Here is an 18,817-nt window from a genome sequence, read left to right as displayed (position 1 = left end):
AGAACTATACTGACCGCCGATTATTTCTATATTAAGGTTTTTTTGACATTAGAGGCCAACCTCTGGTGGTTTACTCTAGAAATTTTGGAATTTATTCAAGACCCAGGCAAAACTGGGCAACAAACGCGCTTATGTATAATGATGCTTAAAGAGAAGGCACCCTAAAAGTCGAGTTACTAGGTAAGTCGTATTACTGTAAACTTTATACATAAGTTCAGTATATTTCTATAGGAAACAAAAGTTATGGCTCTTCAAGTTGGCATGGATGCACCAGCATTTACTGTCAAAGACGACGAAGGCAATACCGTTTCACTGTCCGACTTTGCGGGGAAAACTGTAGTGCTTTATTTTTACCCCAAAGACGATACTCCCGGCTGCACCAAGGAAGCCCAAAGCTTTCGGGATAACTACACTGAGTATCAAGGTAAAGACATGGTGGTACTCGGTGTCAGTATGGATGATGAGGCATCCCACAAACAATTTAAGGAAAAGTATGGTCTGCCTTTCACCCTGCTAGCAGATACCGATGGCGCAATCACCAAGGCTTATGATGTTGATGGTGGCGGTTACTCCAAGCGGGTAACCTACATTATCAACGGCGAGGGCAAAATTACTCACGTTGATGAGACGGTAAAAACTGCTACCCACGCTCAAGATATCTTGACAGCCATGGGCTAAGCTAAGTCAAAAGCCTCAAACTTCGTCTAAATTTTTGTGAATTTGGGCGAAGTCATGACTATTTATATAATCTCTATTTATATAATCAAGAAACTAACCCATCCCCTTGGTGCTGGAGCTGTTAGGTCCTCGTGAGAATCCTGCTAGTAGAAGACGATGAAGGTATTGCCAAAGTGGTAACGGCAGCGCTAGCTAGTCAACATTATCAGGTTGATCTAGCTACAGATGGGGATGAGGGCATAGCACTAGCAGAGATATTTAAGTATGACTTGATTTTGCTAGATTGGATGCTCCCCAAGCTCACGGGGATTGATTTGTGCAAGCAGCTGCGAAACGCACGCGATCGCACTCCGATTATACTCCTCACTGCCCAAGACACCAGCACTAACAAAGTCGAAGCTTTAGACGCAGGAGCAGATGATTATTTAGTCAAGCCCTTAGACATACCTGAATTATTAGCCCGAATTCGAGCAGTGCTGCGCCGCAGCAGCACCCCCCTACTCCCTGTGCTTGAGTGGGGATTGCTCGAACTTGACCCCAGTAACTGCCAGGTCAGCTACGATCAGGAACTATTACATCTGACACCTAAGGAGTATGGTCTATTAGAGCTGTTTTTACGGAATCCCCACCGCATCTTTAGCCAAAGTTTCCTGCTAGATAATCTCTGGTCTTTTGAAGAACCCCCTACAGAAAATGCCGTTAGAGCTCATATCAAAAGTTTACGGCGGAAACTCAAGGAAGCTGGAGTCAAAAATGATTTAATTGAAACCGTCTACGGCTTGGGGTATCGGCTCAGACAACTGCCTGAGGAAGGTTCAGGTCAAACAAAGACTGAGAAAAACAAAGGCAAAAAAGTAGCTAAAAAGACACCATCTAACCTGAAACAATCAAAGAGCAAGAGTGATAGTTCCGTTTCCCCAGTCCCTAAGGCTCAATCCGAAGAACCAAAGCAATCAGGACTAAGTGCCATTTGGGAGCAGCAGAAGTCAAAGTATATCAAGCGGCTCAATGTATTGGAGCGGGCGGTGACGGATTGGCGAGATGGTAATCTTACCGGAAAGTTGCGACAGGAGGCTTTAGGGGAGGCACACACCCTAGCCGGTTCCCTCGGTAGCTTTGGTTTTGATCAAGGCTCTCTCAAATCCCGTGAGATTGAGCAGATATTGCAATCTGGGAAAAAAGCTAGTGAGGAGGTAATAGCACATCTGTCTCAACTAGTGGTAGAACTACGACAAGAACTAGAGACCGAGGATAACCTTCCAAAACCTACTCAAAGTCAACCACTCCCGATTACCAACTCCCGATTCCCGATTCCCCACTCCCCACGACTATTGATTGTGGATGATGATGTAAAACTAGCGCAAGGGTTAGCCTCAGAGGTAGCAGCCTGGAAAATGCAGGTTGAGGTGGCCGGTGATATATCTCAAGCTAGAAAAGCAATTGCTCGTAAGCGCCCTGATGTGGTACTGCTAGACTTGTGTTTTCCTGACTCAGCGGGAAATGGTTTAGAGCTGTTAGCAGAACTGAAAACAACTGAGCCCCCTGTACCTGTGGTAGTACTTACGGTTCAAGAGAGTTTTGCTGAACGAGTCAAAGTGGCTCGTTTGGGGGGACGGGGTTTTCTTCAGAAGCCTGTAGCACCTCAAAAGGTGATGGATGCGATCGCTAAAGTGTTGCAACAATCTGGTCCACCACAGGCAAAGCTATTGATTGTTGACGATGACCCTCAAATCTTGGATCATCTACGCACTGTGCTAGAACCTTGGGGATTCCAATTGACTTTACTAAACGATCCACAACAGTTCTGGGAGACCATAGAGCAGTGTACTCCCGATTTACTGATTTTGGATGTGCAAATGCCGGAATTTAGCGGTATTGACCTGTGTCAGGTGGTACGCAATGACCCTCGCTGGGGTGAGTTACCGGTGCTGTTTCTCTCAGCTGCTCAAGATGCTGAAACTGTGCAGCAAGTGTTTATGGCAGGGGCAGATGATTACGTACAAAAACCAATCAAGGAACCAGAACTTTTGGCTCGGGTGTTGAATCGCATTGAGCGCAGCCAACTAAGACTTAGTATGATAGCACAGAAGAATCAAATGTTGTCAGATAAATAAATAACTATGGTCAGTTAGTGGACATAGAATTTGGAGATCGGACATAGTAGAGTTGATCACATTTTATTCACAGTTGATGGTTAACGGTTGACTGTCAGCAATCATGTCAATTGTCAACCTGATTATGATCAATTTCTTTGACTATCTCCTATTTGCCGAAACGTTTATTCCCCAAGGTAACTGCTACCTTGGGCAGCCTAACGTGATCTGGCTGCACCTGATCAGTGATGCTCTCATTACCCTAGCCTACTATTTGATTGTCATACTGCTAGTCTACTTGATTAGGCAGCGGCAGAATCTGCCTTTCAAGGGACTATTGATGTTGTTTGGGGCGTTTATTATTTGCGGTGGCACCACTCACCTGATGGAACTATGGACCGTTTGGGATCCAGCTTACTGGCTATCAGGCTCTATTAAAGCAATTACAGCTATAGTTTCTGTCTACACTGCCATAAAATTATACTCTATTATACCTCGAATCCAAAATTCACCTAGTCTGGCTGGACTTGAGCAGCTCAACCAGGAGCTAAAATCTCAAATTGAAGAGCGTATTTTAGCAGAGCAATCCTTACGGCAACGTGAGCAACGCTGGCAATTGGCACTACAGGCAGCTAATCAGGGAATTTGGGACTGGAACCCCAAAACCAATGAAACCTTTGTATCCAGCCGATGTAAGGAAATGCTGGGGTATGATGAAAGCTACGACATCGGAAACTATAACCATCAATGGCGGACACACATCCATCCCGATGATTTAGACCAGGTGATCAAAGCCATGGAGGATCACTTAGCCCAGAAAACCTCCTATTATGTTCAAGAGTATCGCTTACGGTGCAACAACGACAGTTACAAATGGATTCTTGACCAGGCACAAGCACTTTGGAATGAAGCAGGTGATCCAGTGCGAGTGGTTGGCTCAATTACGGATATTAGCGATCGCAAGCAGACAGAAGAAGCATTTCAAGAAAATGAAAAGGCGCTGAAGTCCAACGAAGAGCGGCTCCGAGCAATTATGAGTTCTCTTCAAGACGTGGTGTGGTCAGTATCACTGCCTTCTGGGATACTGCGCTATGTTAATATAGCCTTCGAGCAAGTTTACGGTCGCCCAACTTTCGAGCTATTTAGCGATCAAGACAACTTATGGCGACAGTTTGTTGTGCCAGAAGATTTTGATCCTGTTGATAAGGCATGGCGAGCTGTTCAAGAAAACCGTCGTCAATCGTGGGATTTAGAATATAGAATTCAGCTCAGTAATGGAGAAATTCGCTGGCTGAACGATCGCGCTCGTGTGGTTAGGCGTGATAATGGCACCTCTGTACATCTTCACGGCATCACTACGGATATCACGGAGCGTAAACAGCAAGAAGCTCAACTGCAACAACTCAATCGAGAATTACAACAACTCAATCGAGAATTAGAAATTAGGGTTCAACAGCGCACAGCTGCTTTACTCGAAAGCGAACAACGATTCCGCTCGTTGTTTGAATCTGCCCCAGATTTTATCCATATATTAGATACTCAGGGCATGATTGAGCAAGTGAACCCGGCTGTCATCCAGCAGTCGGGTTATGCTGAATCAGAATTGATCGGTAATCGCTTAGAAGAGTTCTTTACCCCCACATACCAAAATATTTGCCAGCAACAGTTTCCAGTTTTACTGGAGCAGGGAACCCATCGTCAAGAAATTGAGTTTGTCTGCAAAAATGGGACTGTTCTTACCACAGACTCCTCCTACTCAGTGGTTCATGATACCCAAGGAAACATTAGCTATATCTTAGTGTTGCAGCGAGATATTAGTTCACGCAAACGATTTGAAGAAGAACGTACCCAGTTAATTGCTAGTTTACAGGAATCAGAGCGACGGTGGCGCAGCCTTCTCGAAAATGTGCGACTGGTGGTGGTGGGACTAGACCGAGAGGGTAAAGTGGAGTATGTCAATCCGTTCTTCCTAGAATTGACTAGGTACACAGAAGCAGAAGTTTTAGGCAAGGACTGGTTTGAAAACTTCCTGCCCAATTACCAGCAACAGTCAGTACAGCAATACTTCCAGGACATCCTAGAGCCAGACTTTAAACCTCACTATCAGCACTCGATTCTCACCAAGTCAAAGCAAGAAAAAATCATTGCTTGGAATAATACCCTACTCCAAAATCTCCAGGGAGAGGCAATTGGCACCATGAGTATTGGGGAAGATATTACTGAGCGCTACGCTATTGAACGGATGAAAGATGAATTCACGTCCGTGGTCAGCCACGAACTCCGTACCCCCCTAACGTCAATTCATGGTGCCTTGAACCTGTTATCAACTGGTCTAATTCAACCTCAGTCTGAACGAGGACAGCGTGTGATTGGCATTGCCGCTGATAGTGCTGAGCGTTTAGTGCGACTAGTTAACGATATTTTGGAGCTGGAACGTCTGGAATCTGGTAAGATCCGTTTGTCGAAGCAGCCAGTGAATGCAGCTGAGTTGATGGTTAAAGCTGTTGATCAGGTGCAGGTGATGGCTAATCGAGCTGGGATTAAATTGGAAGTCTCGCCCCAAGCCATTGAATCTGAAATTGAATTCGAGGCTGATAGCGATCGCATTATTCAAGTCATAACCAATTTACTCAGCAATGGGATTAAATTTTCAGACAGAGGTTCTAGCCTATGGTTAACTGTAGAACTCCAACAGCCAGAGGAACCAGAAAAAACCTCACCCCCTGACCCAAACAGTGCCACGATCTTGTTTACCGTTAAAGACCAAGGTAGGGGAATTCCGGCTGACAAACTTGAAAGTATATTCGGGCGTTTTCAACAGGTTGATGCCTCCGATGCCCGTAAAAAGGGAGGGACGGGTTTAGGGTTAGCGATTTGCCGTAATATAGTGGAGCAGCACGGAGGCAAAATCTGGGTTGAGAGTACTGTTGGTGAAGGCAGCAGTTTTTATTTTACCTTACCAGAACAAACAGCAGCAGCAGAAGGTGGGAAAGATGACAACTAAGCGCATTTTAGTGATTGATGATGATGATGGGGTTCGAGAAATCATCCAATTTTCTCTAGAAGCAGCAACAGGGTGGGAAGTGTTGACAGCTGCTTCTGGTAAAGAGGGATTAGCTAAGGCTGAGGCAGATCAGCCTGATGCTATTCTCCTAGATGTCATGATGCCCGAGCTGGATGGACCGGCTACATTTCGACAGTTACAAGCTAATGCAGTGACAGCGGACATCCCAACCATTTTGCTAACAGCTAAAGCTAGGAGCAGCGAGCAAAAGCAGTTTCTAGATTTGGGGGTAACTGGAGTTATTACCAAGCCGTTTAAACCTATGGAATTGGTCGAGGAAATCCAAGGGATTCTTAATTGGCTCGATTGAGCTATCGCAGTGCTAGGTTTTATTGAAACTCCCAACCCGGCAGCCAATTATCAAGAACTTCATGATAGATTAATTGCTGGCAAACGCAGTTCTAAATTGGGTGAGGTAAAAAGATTCCATAGCACTCACCTTTGAGATCTTACCGATTAGCCATAAGTTAGCACCCTACCCAATAGACCTCTTGCAAAAATAACTAAGCAATCATTTTGGATAGCTTCTAAGTCAATTTTGACACCTATTCCCTATTCCCTATTCCCTATTCCCTGACAACTGCCGCGAAGTCTAATCACAATCTCTTCACATTTGCGCCCTAATTTATATTTTTAGGTAAGGTAAATAGATCTTGGGTTGAACTTCGGGGTATGGGTATGATTTTTTCAAACAAAGGTAGCAGTTCCAGTAATTGTTCCAACGCCACTCCTTTGGAGCAATTATCCCTGAGTCCCACGATCAGTCCTAGGATCGATTTAGCTTATCCTCACCACCCAGAGCACCAGAGGAGACAAACCTTCACACCAGTTGTCCTGGGTATCAAGAGTTTGCCCTTGACCAAGGAACGAGATATGGGTACCAGCCAAGCCCAGGACTATGAGTCATACATCGGATTAGCTGTGGATGTATTTCAGAGTCAAGACTCAACATTTATCAAATCTCTTAAAGACTTTCTGACTGTTTTACCCAGTCCCACTTATATTGAGCAAGTCTTACTGGCAGCGGTTTATCGACTACCAGAGATTAACCTTGATGCTTGTCAGTGGCTATTGCGTCATCCCGATTATTTGATGCCCGAACTTGACTTAGTGGCAGTAGCGATGACTGTCGCAATCAAGAAGCTTCAGGAGCAAGGGTTAGTGTTGGGTCAAGATTTTAGCGTTGAACCAAATGGTCAGTTAGATCTCAGTACTCTGGCAAAAGATAAGTTATGCTTCGGTAGCTCAACTAGCGATCGCCTCTTGCTAGAACAGATTCTGCAAGTTGGGGATTAATCTTGATCATGAATTTATAGAGGCTGGAGCGATGAACAAAACAATTTTATTAATTGAAAATGATAAACTGTTGCGCTCAAATTTTTCAGATTTACTGGAATTAGAAGGCTTTAATGTCCTTACTGCAGAAGATGGTTGGCTCGGGTTAAATTTAGCTAAAGTTATCCGACCTGATTTAATTATTTCTGAAACTAATATACCATCCCTTGATGGGTATGAGCTTCTACAGATATTACGAGATAGGTTAAATACAGCGAAAACACCGTTTATATTTCTAACCAGTGATTCCAAGGAGGATGGCTATGCTCGAGCTAAGGAACTGGGAGCCAATGATTATCTAACCAAACCTGTAGAGAGTCAGGAAATATTAGCAGCAATTAATCAGCAGTTAAGAATACTTCCATTGACTTAAAACAGGGCTTAAAATACGCTATATATTGATTAATAAACCGGTGGACAATAACCGGTTGGCAAAAGGAGTGTAAACTATGGGTAAAACCCTTGTTCACGTAACTACATCGATAGTGATTAAAGAAATTGAAAACGTCTTAGCAACGTATCCGGAGTTTCCCTATCAATACATGTTTTACCAGTCTAACATACGCGAGGATTTAATTGTTTATGTCCTTAGCAGAATTCCGAATCATTACGAAGTTATAGACAATAGTGAAGCATCATCGAAAAGCCAAGAATTACACCAGTTATCCTCAGAGCAGAAGCTGTATTTAGAAAACTGGATTCACACAGGAATCTATCATTTATTTCATCTAATGGGAAACTACAGCTGGGATAATTACCCGATGCCCCAAACGTTTACCTCAAGGTCTATCTCCTTTAATTTCTGAGCTTGATATCCGACAGTTTATATCATAAAATAGCAGTTCTCAATTGGGTATTGAGAACTGCTATTTTATCTATGGTATGACCTGTAAATCAAATGATTAACTGAACTTGATATCAATCGTGATCCAAACCTGATGCAAAATGTCTAAGATTATCAGTAACTTTCGCTAACTCCAGACGTAGCAGGCTGGTTTTCTGGATATTGGTTTTCTGGAGAGACTATTTGGGGATTGCGCAACCGTTCCAATTGTAAACGCCGAAACTCAGAAGCAGCATCGTCTAGTCTCTGAGACTGTCCCTGATTGAACTGATTGATGTCAACTGTACCCAATTGGGCATTATGGATTAAATCAAAAGCGTTGAAACCACTGTCTCCAAACCCCCCAAACGTGTCTTGCTCGTTAGGATTATTAAAATTTTCATCCGCTCGAATAGTACCTATACTTTGGGCAGTAGCGGACCCGTGCAGTAACGCTGTAGTAATGCCAAGGGCTACACTCAATACAGCTACAGTAAAAACAGATTGGTTGCTGATTGTCATAGAAATCCCCCCTCAATGGATAAATCTCACTGGTATTCTGCTATAGATTTATATATAGTTAACCTGAGTTAACCTGCACAGTTAACCTGCACAATTGTTACAGGTTCATTTTGGGCTGTTGACGCGATTCTGTCAATAGTCAACCATCCAGAAAAAGCGATGAGTTAATATTAATTCTTTCACGGGATCCTAGGGCCCGCGGCCCTAGGAAGAATAATTACAACCGGCGGCTCAGTAGTGGGGCAATTGCGAGTAATGCGACTGTGCTAAAACCAAGCAATATCAACAGGGATTGGCCAAAGGTAATAGATGCCCAGGGAGCCTGCATCACAATACTACCAACAGACCAGTCATTGTGAAGATAGAGATAGCGAATTGGTTCAATGGCATAGCTGAGGGGGTTAAGACTGGCTACCACCTGTAACCATTTGGGCATGAAGGAGAGAGGAGCAAGGGCTGTGCTGGCAAACAGTAGGGGTAAGTTGGTAACAAAAATGACTGCAATTAGTTCAATGTGACCGGGTAGAGCAAATGCTAGTCCGAGACTGAGAGCTGTGACTCCCACCACCAGCAAGAACACAATCAAGCCAATCATCGCCAGACCAGCTAAGTTCGGTAAACCAGCTCCTAAAAAGGAACTAGCGGTGACAATTGCCACAGTTTGCAGCAAACTCAGAGCGATTATATATATGGCTGAGGCTGCAACAATAGAGAAGCGAGATACTAACGGAGCTACGAGTAAGCGGTTGAGGAAACCAAATTCCCGGTCAAACATGATCGGTAAGCCAGCATTGAGTGCTCCGGCAAAGGCGGTAAACACAATCACCCCTGCACCTAGGAATTTGCCATAGCTCAAACTCTCGCCAAAAATCCCTTGAGGAGCGTTTTGGAATAATGCCCCAAATAGGATTAGCCACATTAGGGGCTGGATAATACCAGCCATTAAGGTAGAAGGACGCCGTTGCAGCTGAATAAACAGGCGTTTGGTTAGGGCAAGGGTTTCTTGGATAAATTCACTTACACCAGGAGTATCATTGACTGGGATTGGTGCAGTAAGGTCTGGTTGCCAGTTAAATTGGGATTTAGGAGGGGTAAGGGTTTTACTCATATTCATTCGTGGAATAGATTCTTACAATAGTTGGAGCAATCTTTATTAACCCTGTTGAGAGGGCAGCTTTTGAAGCAAGAATTATGGCGGTTATCTAGGTTCTATTTTAAAGAATCCCTTTATAATTCAGTCGTTGTTTTTTTCCTTAAACCAATCTCACCCAATTTATTATGATATCAAAAATACTGGTGTTGATTTCTCTATCCATCAACAATGGAATTATGAAAGTGGATGCCAAACTGTTTTTAATAATCTTTAGTTATGGCTTGGGTTGCACGATTTAATTCATGTTATGAATCAATTTCAACCTTATTTTATTGATGGATAATCTGGCTTTTTTGTTACTTGGTTACTTCGGAGAGTAACAAAAGATTGATATTGCTTATGCATCAAAGATTGCACCGATGCCAGCTGCTACCAAGAATCCAAGACTATAACCCATAGCGTTAGTCTTGGACTATGTCAATTACTGCTCTGTGCCCTCAAGCTTCCGGACTACAATCATGCCACGGGAGCGTGACGAGGAACTATCCTTGTCTACGCAAGCCTTATACATTTGCTCTATAGGACATTTCCAAAAGCGTGTGTACTTCTTGGGATTGGTGTCGGCGACAGTCAGTTCTTTGGTAGTTGAGTCGTAGTCTGCCACCAAGGAGAAGTGACCCCCCCCTAAATTGACATTATCGTGGGCGATGCTAACACTGAAGTTTAGGATGTGGATATCCTTGTTATCCGAGACTGCCCTTTCAACTTCCTTGATAAAGACATCAAGTGTCATGCTCGGTTTGTCGAAATGCTCCATGATTACAGAGAACGGTAATTTAGCACCCTCGACGTACTTGGTTAAGGTGTCATAGGTCTCAGCAAGGGTCATCCCGTCATCTAGAACCGAGGCAATCGGCAGTCTGGTTACGTAGAATATATCGTCAATAGTCGTTGGACATTCTAGTGCTGTCAATGCATAAGCGATCGCAGTGACGTTGCAGCAGTTAATGGGCTGCTGAAACTCAATCATTTTGATATTTTCGAGGTCTTTGCTCATTGGATTCCTCTAATTTTCGTCTTTTTCCTGATTAATTTATCTAAATTAGAATATTAACCGGATTTGGTATTATATCCTGTTACTACTATATGTCTATATCTATTTGCAGTAATAATGTCAAGGGTTTGTTAAGGATTTCGGCAGTGAGCGAAATCCTTAACTTGGGAAGTCCATGTATCTGCACGCTTACTTGATCAGGTTGAGGCTTCGGACTTACTTTTCCCAAAACTCCTGAATAGTTAACCTAGACATCAGTTATTGATCAAAGAAGATATAAGAAACTTTGGGTAGAGAATCTACCCATCTTTCCCCTCTACCCTATCTCTCCTTTAGGCCATATTTTGTTTCCGCTCTGCCTTGAGATCCCGTTTCCCAGCCTGAGCCAGTTCAGCATCCATCAGGGTTTTACCTGTGGCAGCTAGGTAGACATCATCTAGGCTAGGTCGCGACTGAGCAATCCCAAAGGTTGGTAAACTAAGGTCTTTTAACGCTTGCTGAATGATCATTAAGGCATTGCTTTGGGGTTTAACCACAAGGTTAAGGGAATTCCCCTGATTGCTGTTAATAATCACCTCTCGCACAAAGGGCAGAGACTGCAGCATATGTTTGGCTTGCTTGGCTTCTTCAATGGGGGAGAATTCCCGGATGCGCAGGGTAATGCGATCGCCTCCAACACTATCCTTTAACTGAGATGGTGTCCCCTCAGCTATGATCAACCCTTTGTCAATAATTGCCACTTGGTCAGCTAATGCATCTATTTCTTCGAGGTAGTGGCTGGTGATTAGTAATGTTGTTCCTGAGTCCCGCAGCTTTTGTAACAGTTCCAATACCACGAATCTGCTCTCAATGTCAAGACCTACTGTGGGTTCGTCTAGTACTAAAACATCAGGTTGGTGGAGTAAGCCAGCAGCTAAGTCCAGCCGCCGACGCAGACCACCGGAGTAAATGCCAGTTTTTTTATGGGCATACTCCTTGAGCTGCAAAATGTCAAGGAGTTTATTGATGCGTTTTTTGGCAACTGGTTTGGGAATATGATAGAGGTCGGCTTGCAATTGAAGTAGTTCTTGACCAGTGAGTACCTTATCTAGGGCAACTTCTTGTGCCACATAGCCTATGCGGCGGCGTGCTGCCCTAGGATTGTTCAGTACTGAAATGCCAGATACCTCAATTTTTCCAGCGTCGGGTGCCGTGAGCGTGCATAGGCAACGAATGGTGGTGGTTTTCCCGGCACCATTAGGACCGAGTAAGCCAAAAATTTGACCCGGTTCAACTTGTAAGGAGATGTCTTTGACGGCGTGGACATCTCCATAGCGTTTTTGGAGGTTCTGGATTAATACAGCAGCAGCCATAAGCTTTCCCTATGCCGGTCACGACTACACAAATCTCAACACTTGCTATTGTAGCCGGTTGCGCTGGTTAGGGGTAGAATCTATTGTTTTTGGGCAAAACTTCTGAGGAGTGATGGGATATATAGCCCATCTCCTGGATGCGATTGACCTTGGCCTTTAGGCCAAGGTCAATCGCATACCCTCAAGCTACACTGAATCTACACTCAAGCTATGGCGTAGCTGTCTTAAGTTGTCACGGATTAGTCATCACTAACCTTTTCACAGAGGCAAAAGCACCAGCCTAACTCACTAGCGGCAATTGCCTCCTGGGTTTTCTTAAAGGCAGCGCTCAAATCTGGATAGCCCTCCCGAGCTAGCTCGGACACCAATTCGTAACTCTTTTTCAGGTGTTGGCTCAAGTCCTTTATCTGCAAAACGTTAAATCCGATCTGAGTGAGTTTTTCTGCATAGACTTCGGGGCTAAATGTCGGCTCAAACAGCAGTCGGTTGTAAACGTACTTGCGGGCTGCCTCACTAACTTCCTCAATTGGTGTTACCAAGTCATCAAACAGGAAGATGCCTCCTACCCCTAGGACACGGTGAACCTCCGCCAGAGCTTTATCAAGCTCGTGGATGTGGTAAAGAGCGCCTTGACTCCAGGCATGGGTAAAGGAGCCATCTGGGAAAGGTAGGTTAGTGGCTGATTCCTTTTGGAAGCTCACCCGCAAAGAGGGGAAATTACTAGCCTTAGCTCGAGCATTCTCGATATAACTGCTACTGATATCGATTCCTACTACCTCACATCCCGTTTGCTGAGCCAGCCAAACGGCAGCGTTGCCATTTCCACAAGCAACTTCTAGTACCCGGGAGTCTGCAGTAATACCGCTCTGTTCCAGCATATATTCATCCCAGCGCTTGCAGGCTGGCACAAAGTCCTCAGGCCGAGCCTCGGCTAAGTTTTCGAAGTAACCCCAGTGAAGACTGCCTTCTGGATCCCAGAAACTGCGAAAACGTTTGTCTCGTTCGCGATCATCAAACAATGCCTCGGTCTGAGCTTCAGTAAATTGAATTTTTTGCATAGTTAATTCCAGTTAATTCCAGGCTGTTGTTGGTTTATGAGACTGATCAAAATTTAGACTATAGCTATCCTATTTGAATTGTTAAACTTGCTCTTTAATCAGGATATACCAGTTCTGGCTTAAGCAAGTTATTAATAAAAATTTTAGTTTTTATTAATAACTTGACTATTGCTATAGTCACCCTAAATAGTATATAGTTTTCTAGGTTACGGTGTTCGTAAAGTAAAGTTAAGCAAATGGAATCGCTTCGCGTTTTGTACACCACACAGAATTGTCTCACCTACTTGAAAATCCTAACAATAGGCAGGTTTAGCATATGAACATTTTTACCAAGCTTGAGTCAGAAGTCCGAAGCTACTGTCGATTGTTTCCAACAGTCTTTACCAAGGCAGTGGGAGATACCTTGATAGATGAGAGTGGGCGTACTTATATAGATTTCTTGGCAGGTGCTGGTGCCCTCAACTACGGACATAATAACCCCAAGCTCAAAAAGCGTCTCCTGGAATACATTGAGTCAGATGCTATCACCCACAGCCTCGATATGTTCACCTCTGCTAAGCAGCAGTTTCTAGAACGTTTCGAGGAAGTAATCTTAATACCGCGAGGACTAAACTATAAAGTTATGTTTACCGGTCCTACGGGAACCAATTCTGCCGAGGCTGCTTTGAAGCTAGCCCGTAAAGTGACTGGTCGAAAAACAGTCATTTGTTTTACCAAAGGCTACCACGGTCATACTTTAGGTGCCCTAGCTGTTACACCTAATCCTACCTATCAAAAGGCTGCGGGCATTCCCCTCGGTAATGTCTTAACGGTTCCGTTCGAGGATAAAAATGGCACCAAAGACGACAGTCTTGATTACTTAGAAAAATTGGTTGATGACCTGAGCCTAAATCAGGAAAAACCCGCAGCAGTTATCCTAGAAACCGTTCAATCTGAGGGCGGGATTAATGTTGCTAGTGTTCCTTGGCTTCAACGCCTTGCCCAGATCACTCAAGAGCGAGAGATTTTGCTAATTGTTGATGACATCAAAGTCGGGTGTGGCAGAACTGGCCCTTTCTTTAGCTTTGAGCGGGCAGGGTTAAAACCCGATCTAGTTTGTCTGGCTAAATCTTTAAGCGCCTATGGAAACCCGATGGCTGTGGTGCTGATTCGACCTGATTTAGACTGTTTGAAACCAGGGGAACACACTGGTACTTTCCGAGGCAATAATCTAGCCTTTGTGACTGCCACAGCTGCTCTCGACGAGTACTGGGAGACAGATACTTTTGCCCAGGAAATCGCGGACAAAGGTGAGGTAATGAAGAAGCGACTCAAAGACATGATCGCTCGTTATCCAGAAGTCGGGGGTGAACATCGAGGACTTGGTTTGATTCAAGGAATCGCCTGTGAACAAAAGGGGCTGGCTAAAAAAGTTAGTAATGAAGCTTTCAAGCGGGGTTTAATCTTTGAACCCATGGGAGTGAACAAAGAAGTGATTAATCTTCAGTCTACATTAACGATTGATCCCGACACTTTGACCCAAGGGCTAGATATTTTGGAGGAAAGCATTGGAGCTGCGCTCTCAAACTGAGTTTGTCAAACCGGCGACTTCTAAAATTTCTGCCAACACTTTGCCATGATATTCCCAGGGTAAAGTCTCAATTGTGAGAGCTTGCAATCCGGTATCTCCATCTATCGCTGCTCCCTCATTAACCAGAGTTGTCAAAATCTGTTTATCGGTCTCTAAGGTTAATCCCTCAGTTAACTTAGATTTTAAGTCCGGTCGGAGTAAAGCAAGAGCAGTGAGTAACCCCATTGCTCCCCAATTTGATACACCGCAAACGATCGGGTGATGGCAAGGAATATAACAGGCGATTCGTTCTCCATGCTTGATGTTTTTGGCAATTAGCTCTTGAGAGAGTGTTCCCATACCAAGTTCATTGCCCAAATCACCAATGCCGATGGAGATGATTTCACTGAGGGTAAATAGGAAATGTAAAGGAGCAGTATGAACAGTGATATCATCCCCATTTATATTTCGGACAGTACCATCGTAACTCGGGCCTGCTCTTTCAATGGAGATAACATGGGAAACTGGTGGTTCGGCAATTTTCCATAAATTCACAATAGAAGAAACGGAGGGATCTTCTGCACTCCCTGCATCGACAGGAACTACATCAAAAGGAATTTGAGCAGGTATTCCTGCTGCCCGAGCAGCAACCTTGACAGCATTAAGGCATAAAGGATCGGTAACCAGACGGACAGGGATTCCAACTCTAAGTAATCCCGCTGCTAGGTGAGCGCAACCGATGGGGCCATCATTTTCCGCTGCCGGAGGAGTGCCGTGGGGAATAAAAAAGCCTGTAATAATAGCCACATGGGGGGATGGATGTTCGGCAATCGAACGAGCTGCACCAAGCAGCCCCCCCTTGGCAGCCTCCACAAGGGGCTCTATACCATTACCTATATCCCGTCCACAGATGTTTTCAATTTTTTCTATCCGGGTTTTGACTTCTGGAGAATTTCCAAATGCAGCAGTCATAAGCAATTAAACCGATGCTCCTAAATCAACTAATTTTTTAGAAACTGTCTCCTGGATGACTTGGTTGACACTATTTTCGAGGATGTCTAGCCCTTTCTCTAATACTTCTTCGGAAATTGTTAAAGGCGGCAGACATCGAATCACCTGCCCCTGTGCGCCAGCTGTTTCCATGATTAGCCCATTAGCAAAGGCTGTTCGGATGATTTTATTAGCGAGGTTGCCATCTTTGCAGTCTAAGCCCTGAATCATGCCCCTGCCTCTAACGGAAAAACCGGCCTCCCAGTTATTTTTTGCGATCTGCTCCAATCGGAGCTGCATTATAGTTCCTTTTTGTCTAACAGAGGCTGAAAGACTCTCATCTTGCCAATAGATTTCCAAGGCTGCTTTGGCGGTAACAAAGGCTAGGTTAGGTCCTCTGAAGGTGCCACTGTGTTGACCTGGTTTCCACTGGTCTAATTCTGGTTTGATCAGTACCAATGAGAAAGGAAGACCGAAACCACTCAAGGATTTGGAGATAGTAACAATGTCAGGGTAAATACCTACTTCTTCAAAGCTGAAAAAGGAACCAGTCCGTCCGCATCCCACTTGGATGTCGTCTACAACTAAAAGCACATCATGTTTACGACAGACTGTTTCAAGCGATCGCAACCACTCAAAGCTGGCTACATTGACCCCACCTGCTCCCTGAATTGTTTCTACAATCACTGCTGCTGGAAGGGCTACTCCACTACCTCTGTCGGAAAGGACTTTGTCTAGGTACTCTGTAGTATCAATATCCGAACCCAAGTACCCATCATAAGGTATAAAAGTTACCCCTGCGGTCGTGATTCCTGCAGCGTCTCGCTGGGAAATGTTGGCAGTTGTTGCTAAGGAACCTAAAGTTACGCCATGATAGCCATTGGAAAAGGCAATGACCGTTTCCCGTCCGGTTATGTTGCGGGTCAGTTTTAGAGCTGCCTCCACAGCATTGGTTCCTGTTGGTCCAGGAAACTGAACTTTGTAATTTAATTGCCTGGGTTTGAGGATAATGGCTTCAAAAGCTTCGAGAAACTCCTCTTTCGCTACGGTTGCTAAATCGAGACTATGGACAATACCGTCGGACTCCAGATAACCCAGCAGTCGTTCTTTGAGTTGTGGGTTGTTATGTCCGTAATTGAGCGTACCCACTCCACTGAGGAAGTCAATGTACTTTATACCTTCTTTATCTTCTAGAACAGCTCCTTGTGCTTTCTTAAACACCGTGGGAAATAAACGGCAGTAGCTTCGCACATTGGATTCCAATTGATTGAAGATTCTCATGAGATTATCCTCATTAGTGTTATACGTGATGTTTTCCGCAAGCTACCTCAAGATTCTGCTACTTACCTTTTAACTTGTGGCGATTCCTACTCACCCCCTCACCCATTTATCCTTTCATCAACTCACCAAATCGTCGTGTAGGAATCACCAGGATGTCATTAGCCAGCTACATGAGTCAGCTACATGAGTCAGCTAACACTTAACTCTTAAGTTGACAGTTACCGTAAGAAGATGCGTTGTAGTTCTCGAGTGGGATCGCTATAGGTGGTTCTTGCATGTGCTATACATTTGTTGTCCCAAAGCAACAATGAGTATTGCTTCATCCGAATAGCCATGTGATTTTCCTCGTAATACGCTAGAAATCGGTCGGCAATTTCTCCCAAAAACGGCTCGGGAGTAAAGGGCTTTAGGTTTTCTGGATCGGGGCTGTAGTCACCGTATTTAATATAGTTACAAGAAAAGCGGAAAACAGGCTTCTTACCCTCAAATGACAGGATCGGATGAATTGCTCCCTTGGTGCGGTTGGCGTGGACTCCCCTCGTGGCACCAAAATGGTGTCGAGTCTCCATGAGTTTTTTCTTTTCTTCTTCCGTAAGAGTCTTCAGGAATCCTTCCACATAAGCCAACGTGGTCATCCCACCACCACAATCAGAAGGCTTTTTGCACCAAAGCACTAGATAGTTCGGTGGGGTTTGATAATCGCTGGCTTCCGTATGAGGAAGCAAACGCCTTTCACCTCTGGCATCGGAAAATTTGATCAATTCTGGTTCATATCTGACATAGAATATTGGTTTCCCATATTGCAGGATTAACTCACCACCTGTGACCAATTTTGAAAATTCGATCCAGTCAAAATTGGGATCTTCAGTTTCCACATAAATAAAGTGGTTTTGCTCCAGAAAGTTCTGATAATCAGTAATTGATTTATCAAATTTGGGCAAGTTACTTGCCTGATAAGTTAACATCCAAACTCCTTTTTTTTATAAGGCTGACAAAAATTCACTATAGGCGAAATAAATTCAATACTGGTTACTTGTTTACATTTTTTAAAAAAAATACACATAATAAAATTTTCAAAAAAATACTTAATAAGTAATTACAATGGATTCGTGATATATAAGGGTGTTTCTCAACCAGAGGTTTTGCCATTTATGTCACGGGGGACTTTCATCTGTTCCAAGTTTCCCTCTTAAGCTGCTGTGCATTTTATTGATGCCGTCGCTCATTAGGGAAACCGCCTGTTCCCTTGCTGCATCGCTTAAATTGCCTATTTTAAAATTATAACAAAACTTCAAAACCCTGTCCCCATCTACTATCTACGCCAGCTAGCCAGTTAAGTGTGTAACAGATTATTAAGGGGGGCTATAGTCACCGTCAAGCTTTTAGCATTTAACAAAAGTTTGTAAATTCAGTCTCTAAGATACTTTTTGTTAAATAAAGGTTAAAGTTGGTTAAAGTTAAATAAAGCTTAAATTATTGTGTAGGGTGAGATAGGCGGCGAGTACTTTAAAAGCTCACCTGTAGCGAGAGCTGTCCGCCTTAAACCACGCATATTCAGTACTCGATATTTCTTAAGATTTACTTTATAAACAGTCTCTAAGTTGTAGAGCAATTCTTATTTGGGTGAGGTTTTTAGGGAGCTTCCGAGCTGGGAGCTTCCGAGCTGGTAAGAGGGAAGAGGTAAAAAATAGTGAATAATGGATAATTGCCTTTTGCTGATTACCCATTATTCACCTGTATCCTTTCCTAGCCCAGAAATAAGATAAGTAATCAAACAAACGGATCTTATATCATGTCAGGATAAGGGCGACCGATGAAAGACGCTCAAGGAAGTGGAGATTCCGAAATCTCCCAATGTAGCTAGGGTTCAAGCTACGTCCCCACCCGAAGGAGCACTTCGAGATGGATATGGCGGTTTCGACTAC

Annotated in this window: 16 protein-coding genes; 8 read left to right on the top strand and 8 right to left on the bottom strand. The window is 44.0% G+C overall.

The window, feature by feature from the left end:
* Window positions 1-243 precede the first annotated feature (243 nt).
* The 7 genes from F6K53_RS32320 (at window position 244) to F6K53_RS32290 (ending at window position 7,976) form a co-directional block, all read left to right on the top strand.
* Window positions 244-678, top strand: coding sequence for a peroxiredoxin (locus tag F6K53_RS32320; RefSeq protein ID WP_293020858.1), 435 nt, complete (start codon window positions 244-246; stop codon window positions 676-678).
* A gap of 131 nt (window positions 679-809) precedes the next feature.
* The gene (locus F6K53_RS32315; protein WP_293083511.1) at window positions 810-2,792 is read left to right on the top strand and encodes a response regulator; all 1,983 of its coding nucleotides are present in this window, start codon (window positions 810-812) and stop codon (window positions 2,790-2,792) included.
* 124 nt (window positions 2,793-2,916) lie between these two features.
* A complete protein-coding gene (locus tag F6K53_RS32310; RefSeq protein WP_293083509.1) occupies window positions 2,917-5,775 on the top strand; it encodes a PAS domain S-box protein in 2,859 nt (952 codons plus the stop codon).
* Entirely contained in the window at window positions 5,765-6,145 is a 381-nt protein-coding gene (locus F6K53_RS32305) for a response regulator (RefSeq protein ID WP_293020861.1), read from the top strand. Before F6K53_RS32310 ends, F6K53_RS32305 begins: the two co-directional genes overlap by 11 nt.
* Before the next feature lie 368 nt (window positions 6,146-6,513).
* A complete protein-coding gene (locus tag F6K53_RS32300) occupies window positions 6,514-7,131 on the top strand; it encodes a hypothetical protein (protein ID WP_293020863.1) in 618 nt (205 codons plus the stop codon).
* Entirely contained in the window at window positions 7,121-7,543 is a 423-nt protein-coding gene (locus tag F6K53_RS32295) for a response regulator (protein WP_293020864.1), read from the top strand. Before F6K53_RS32300 ends, F6K53_RS32295 begins: the two co-directional genes overlap by 11 nt.
* 76 nt (window positions 7,544-7,619) lie before the next feature.
* The gene (locus tag F6K53_RS32290; protein WP_293020865.1) at window positions 7,620-7,976 is read left to right on the top strand and encodes a hypothetical protein; all 357 of its coding nucleotides are present in this window, start codon (window positions 7,620-7,622) and stop codon (window positions 7,974-7,976) included.
* Window positions 7,977-8,128: 152 nt separating this feature from the next.
* Here the strand turns inward: F6K53_RS32290 and F6K53_RS32285 are convergent, their stop codons facing one another.
* The 5 genes from F6K53_RS32285 to F6K53_RS32265 all read right to left on the bottom strand — a co-directional run bounded on the left by F6K53_RS32285 (window position 8,129) and on the right by F6K53_RS32265 (window position 13,072).
* Complete coding sequence (locus F6K53_RS32285; RefSeq protein ID WP_293020866.1) at window positions 8,129-8,515, bottom strand: hypothetical protein; 387 nt, start codon at window positions 8,513-8,515, stop codon at window positions 8,129-8,131.
* 217 nt (window positions 8,516-8,732) lie between these two features.
* Window positions 8,733-9,623, bottom strand: a complete 891-nt coding sequence (locus F6K53_RS32280) for an ABC transporter permease (protein ID WP_293020867.1) — start codon at window positions 9,621-9,623, stop codon at window positions 8,733-8,735.
* Between the two features lie 466 nt (window positions 9,624-10,089).
* On the bottom strand, window positions 10,090-10,665 hold the full coding sequence (locus F6K53_RS32275) for a phytochelatin synthase family protein (RefSeq protein WP_293020868.1): 576 nt from the start codon (window positions 10,663-10,665) through the stop codon (window positions 10,090-10,092).
* 329 nt (window positions 10,666-10,994) lie between these two features.
* Window positions 10,995-12,014 carry an ATP-binding cassette domain-containing protein gene (locus F6K53_RS32270; RefSeq protein ID WP_293069301.1) on the bottom strand — a complete coding sequence of 340 codons (1,020 nt, stop codon included), beginning with the start codon at window positions 12,012-12,014 and terminating at the stop codon, window positions 10,995-10,997.
* A gap of 239 nt (window positions 12,015-12,253) precedes the next feature.
* A complete protein-coding gene (locus tag F6K53_RS32265) occupies window positions 12,254-13,072 on the bottom strand; it encodes a class I SAM-dependent methyltransferase (protein ID WP_075898032.1) in 819 nt (272 codons plus the stop codon).
* 316 nt (window positions 13,073-13,388) lie between these two features.
* Between F6K53_RS32265 and ectB (F6K53_RS32260) the strand changes: the two genes are divergently transcribed.
* Window positions 13,389-14,642, top strand: coding sequence for a diaminobutyrate--2-oxoglutarate transaminase (gene ectB, locus F6K53_RS32260; RefSeq protein ID WP_293083503.1), 1,254 nt, complete (start codon window positions 13,389-13,391; stop codon window positions 14,640-14,642).
* Here ectB (F6K53_RS32260) and F6K53_RS32255 read toward each other — a convergent pair.
* From F6K53_RS32255 to F6K53_RS32245, 3 genes are all read right to left on the bottom strand, one after another.
* Window positions 14,634-15,593 (bottom strand): glutamate cyclase domain-containing protein, encoded by a 960-nt coding sequence (locus F6K53_RS32255; protein WP_293020872.1) that lies wholly within the window; start codon window positions 15,591-15,593, stop codon window positions 14,634-14,636. The genes ectB (F6K53_RS32260) and F6K53_RS32255 overlap by 9 nt on opposite strands.
* Window positions 15,594-15,599: 6 nt before the next feature.
* Complete coding sequence (ectB, locus tag F6K53_RS32250; protein ID WP_293083501.1) at window positions 15,600-16,892, bottom strand: diaminobutyrate--2-oxoglutarate transaminase; 1,293 nt, start codon at window positions 16,890-16,892, stop codon at window positions 15,600-15,602.
* Window positions 16,893-17,110: 218 nt separating this feature from the next.
* Window positions 17,111-17,857 (bottom strand): TauD/TfdA family dioxygenase, encoded by a 747-nt coding sequence (locus F6K53_RS32245; protein ID WP_075898020.1) that lies wholly within the window; start codon window positions 17,855-17,857, stop codon window positions 17,111-17,113.
* Window positions 17,858-18,817 lie beyond the last annotated feature (960 nt).

The organism is Moorena sp. SIO4A1 (assembly GCF_010672065.1).
GTDB lineage: Bacteria > Cyanobacteriota > Cyanobacteriia > Cyanobacteriales > Coleofasciculaceae > Moorena.
The sequence above is the reverse complement of the archived record's forward strand: the minus strand, read 5'-3'. Positions and strand labels throughout refer to the sequence as shown.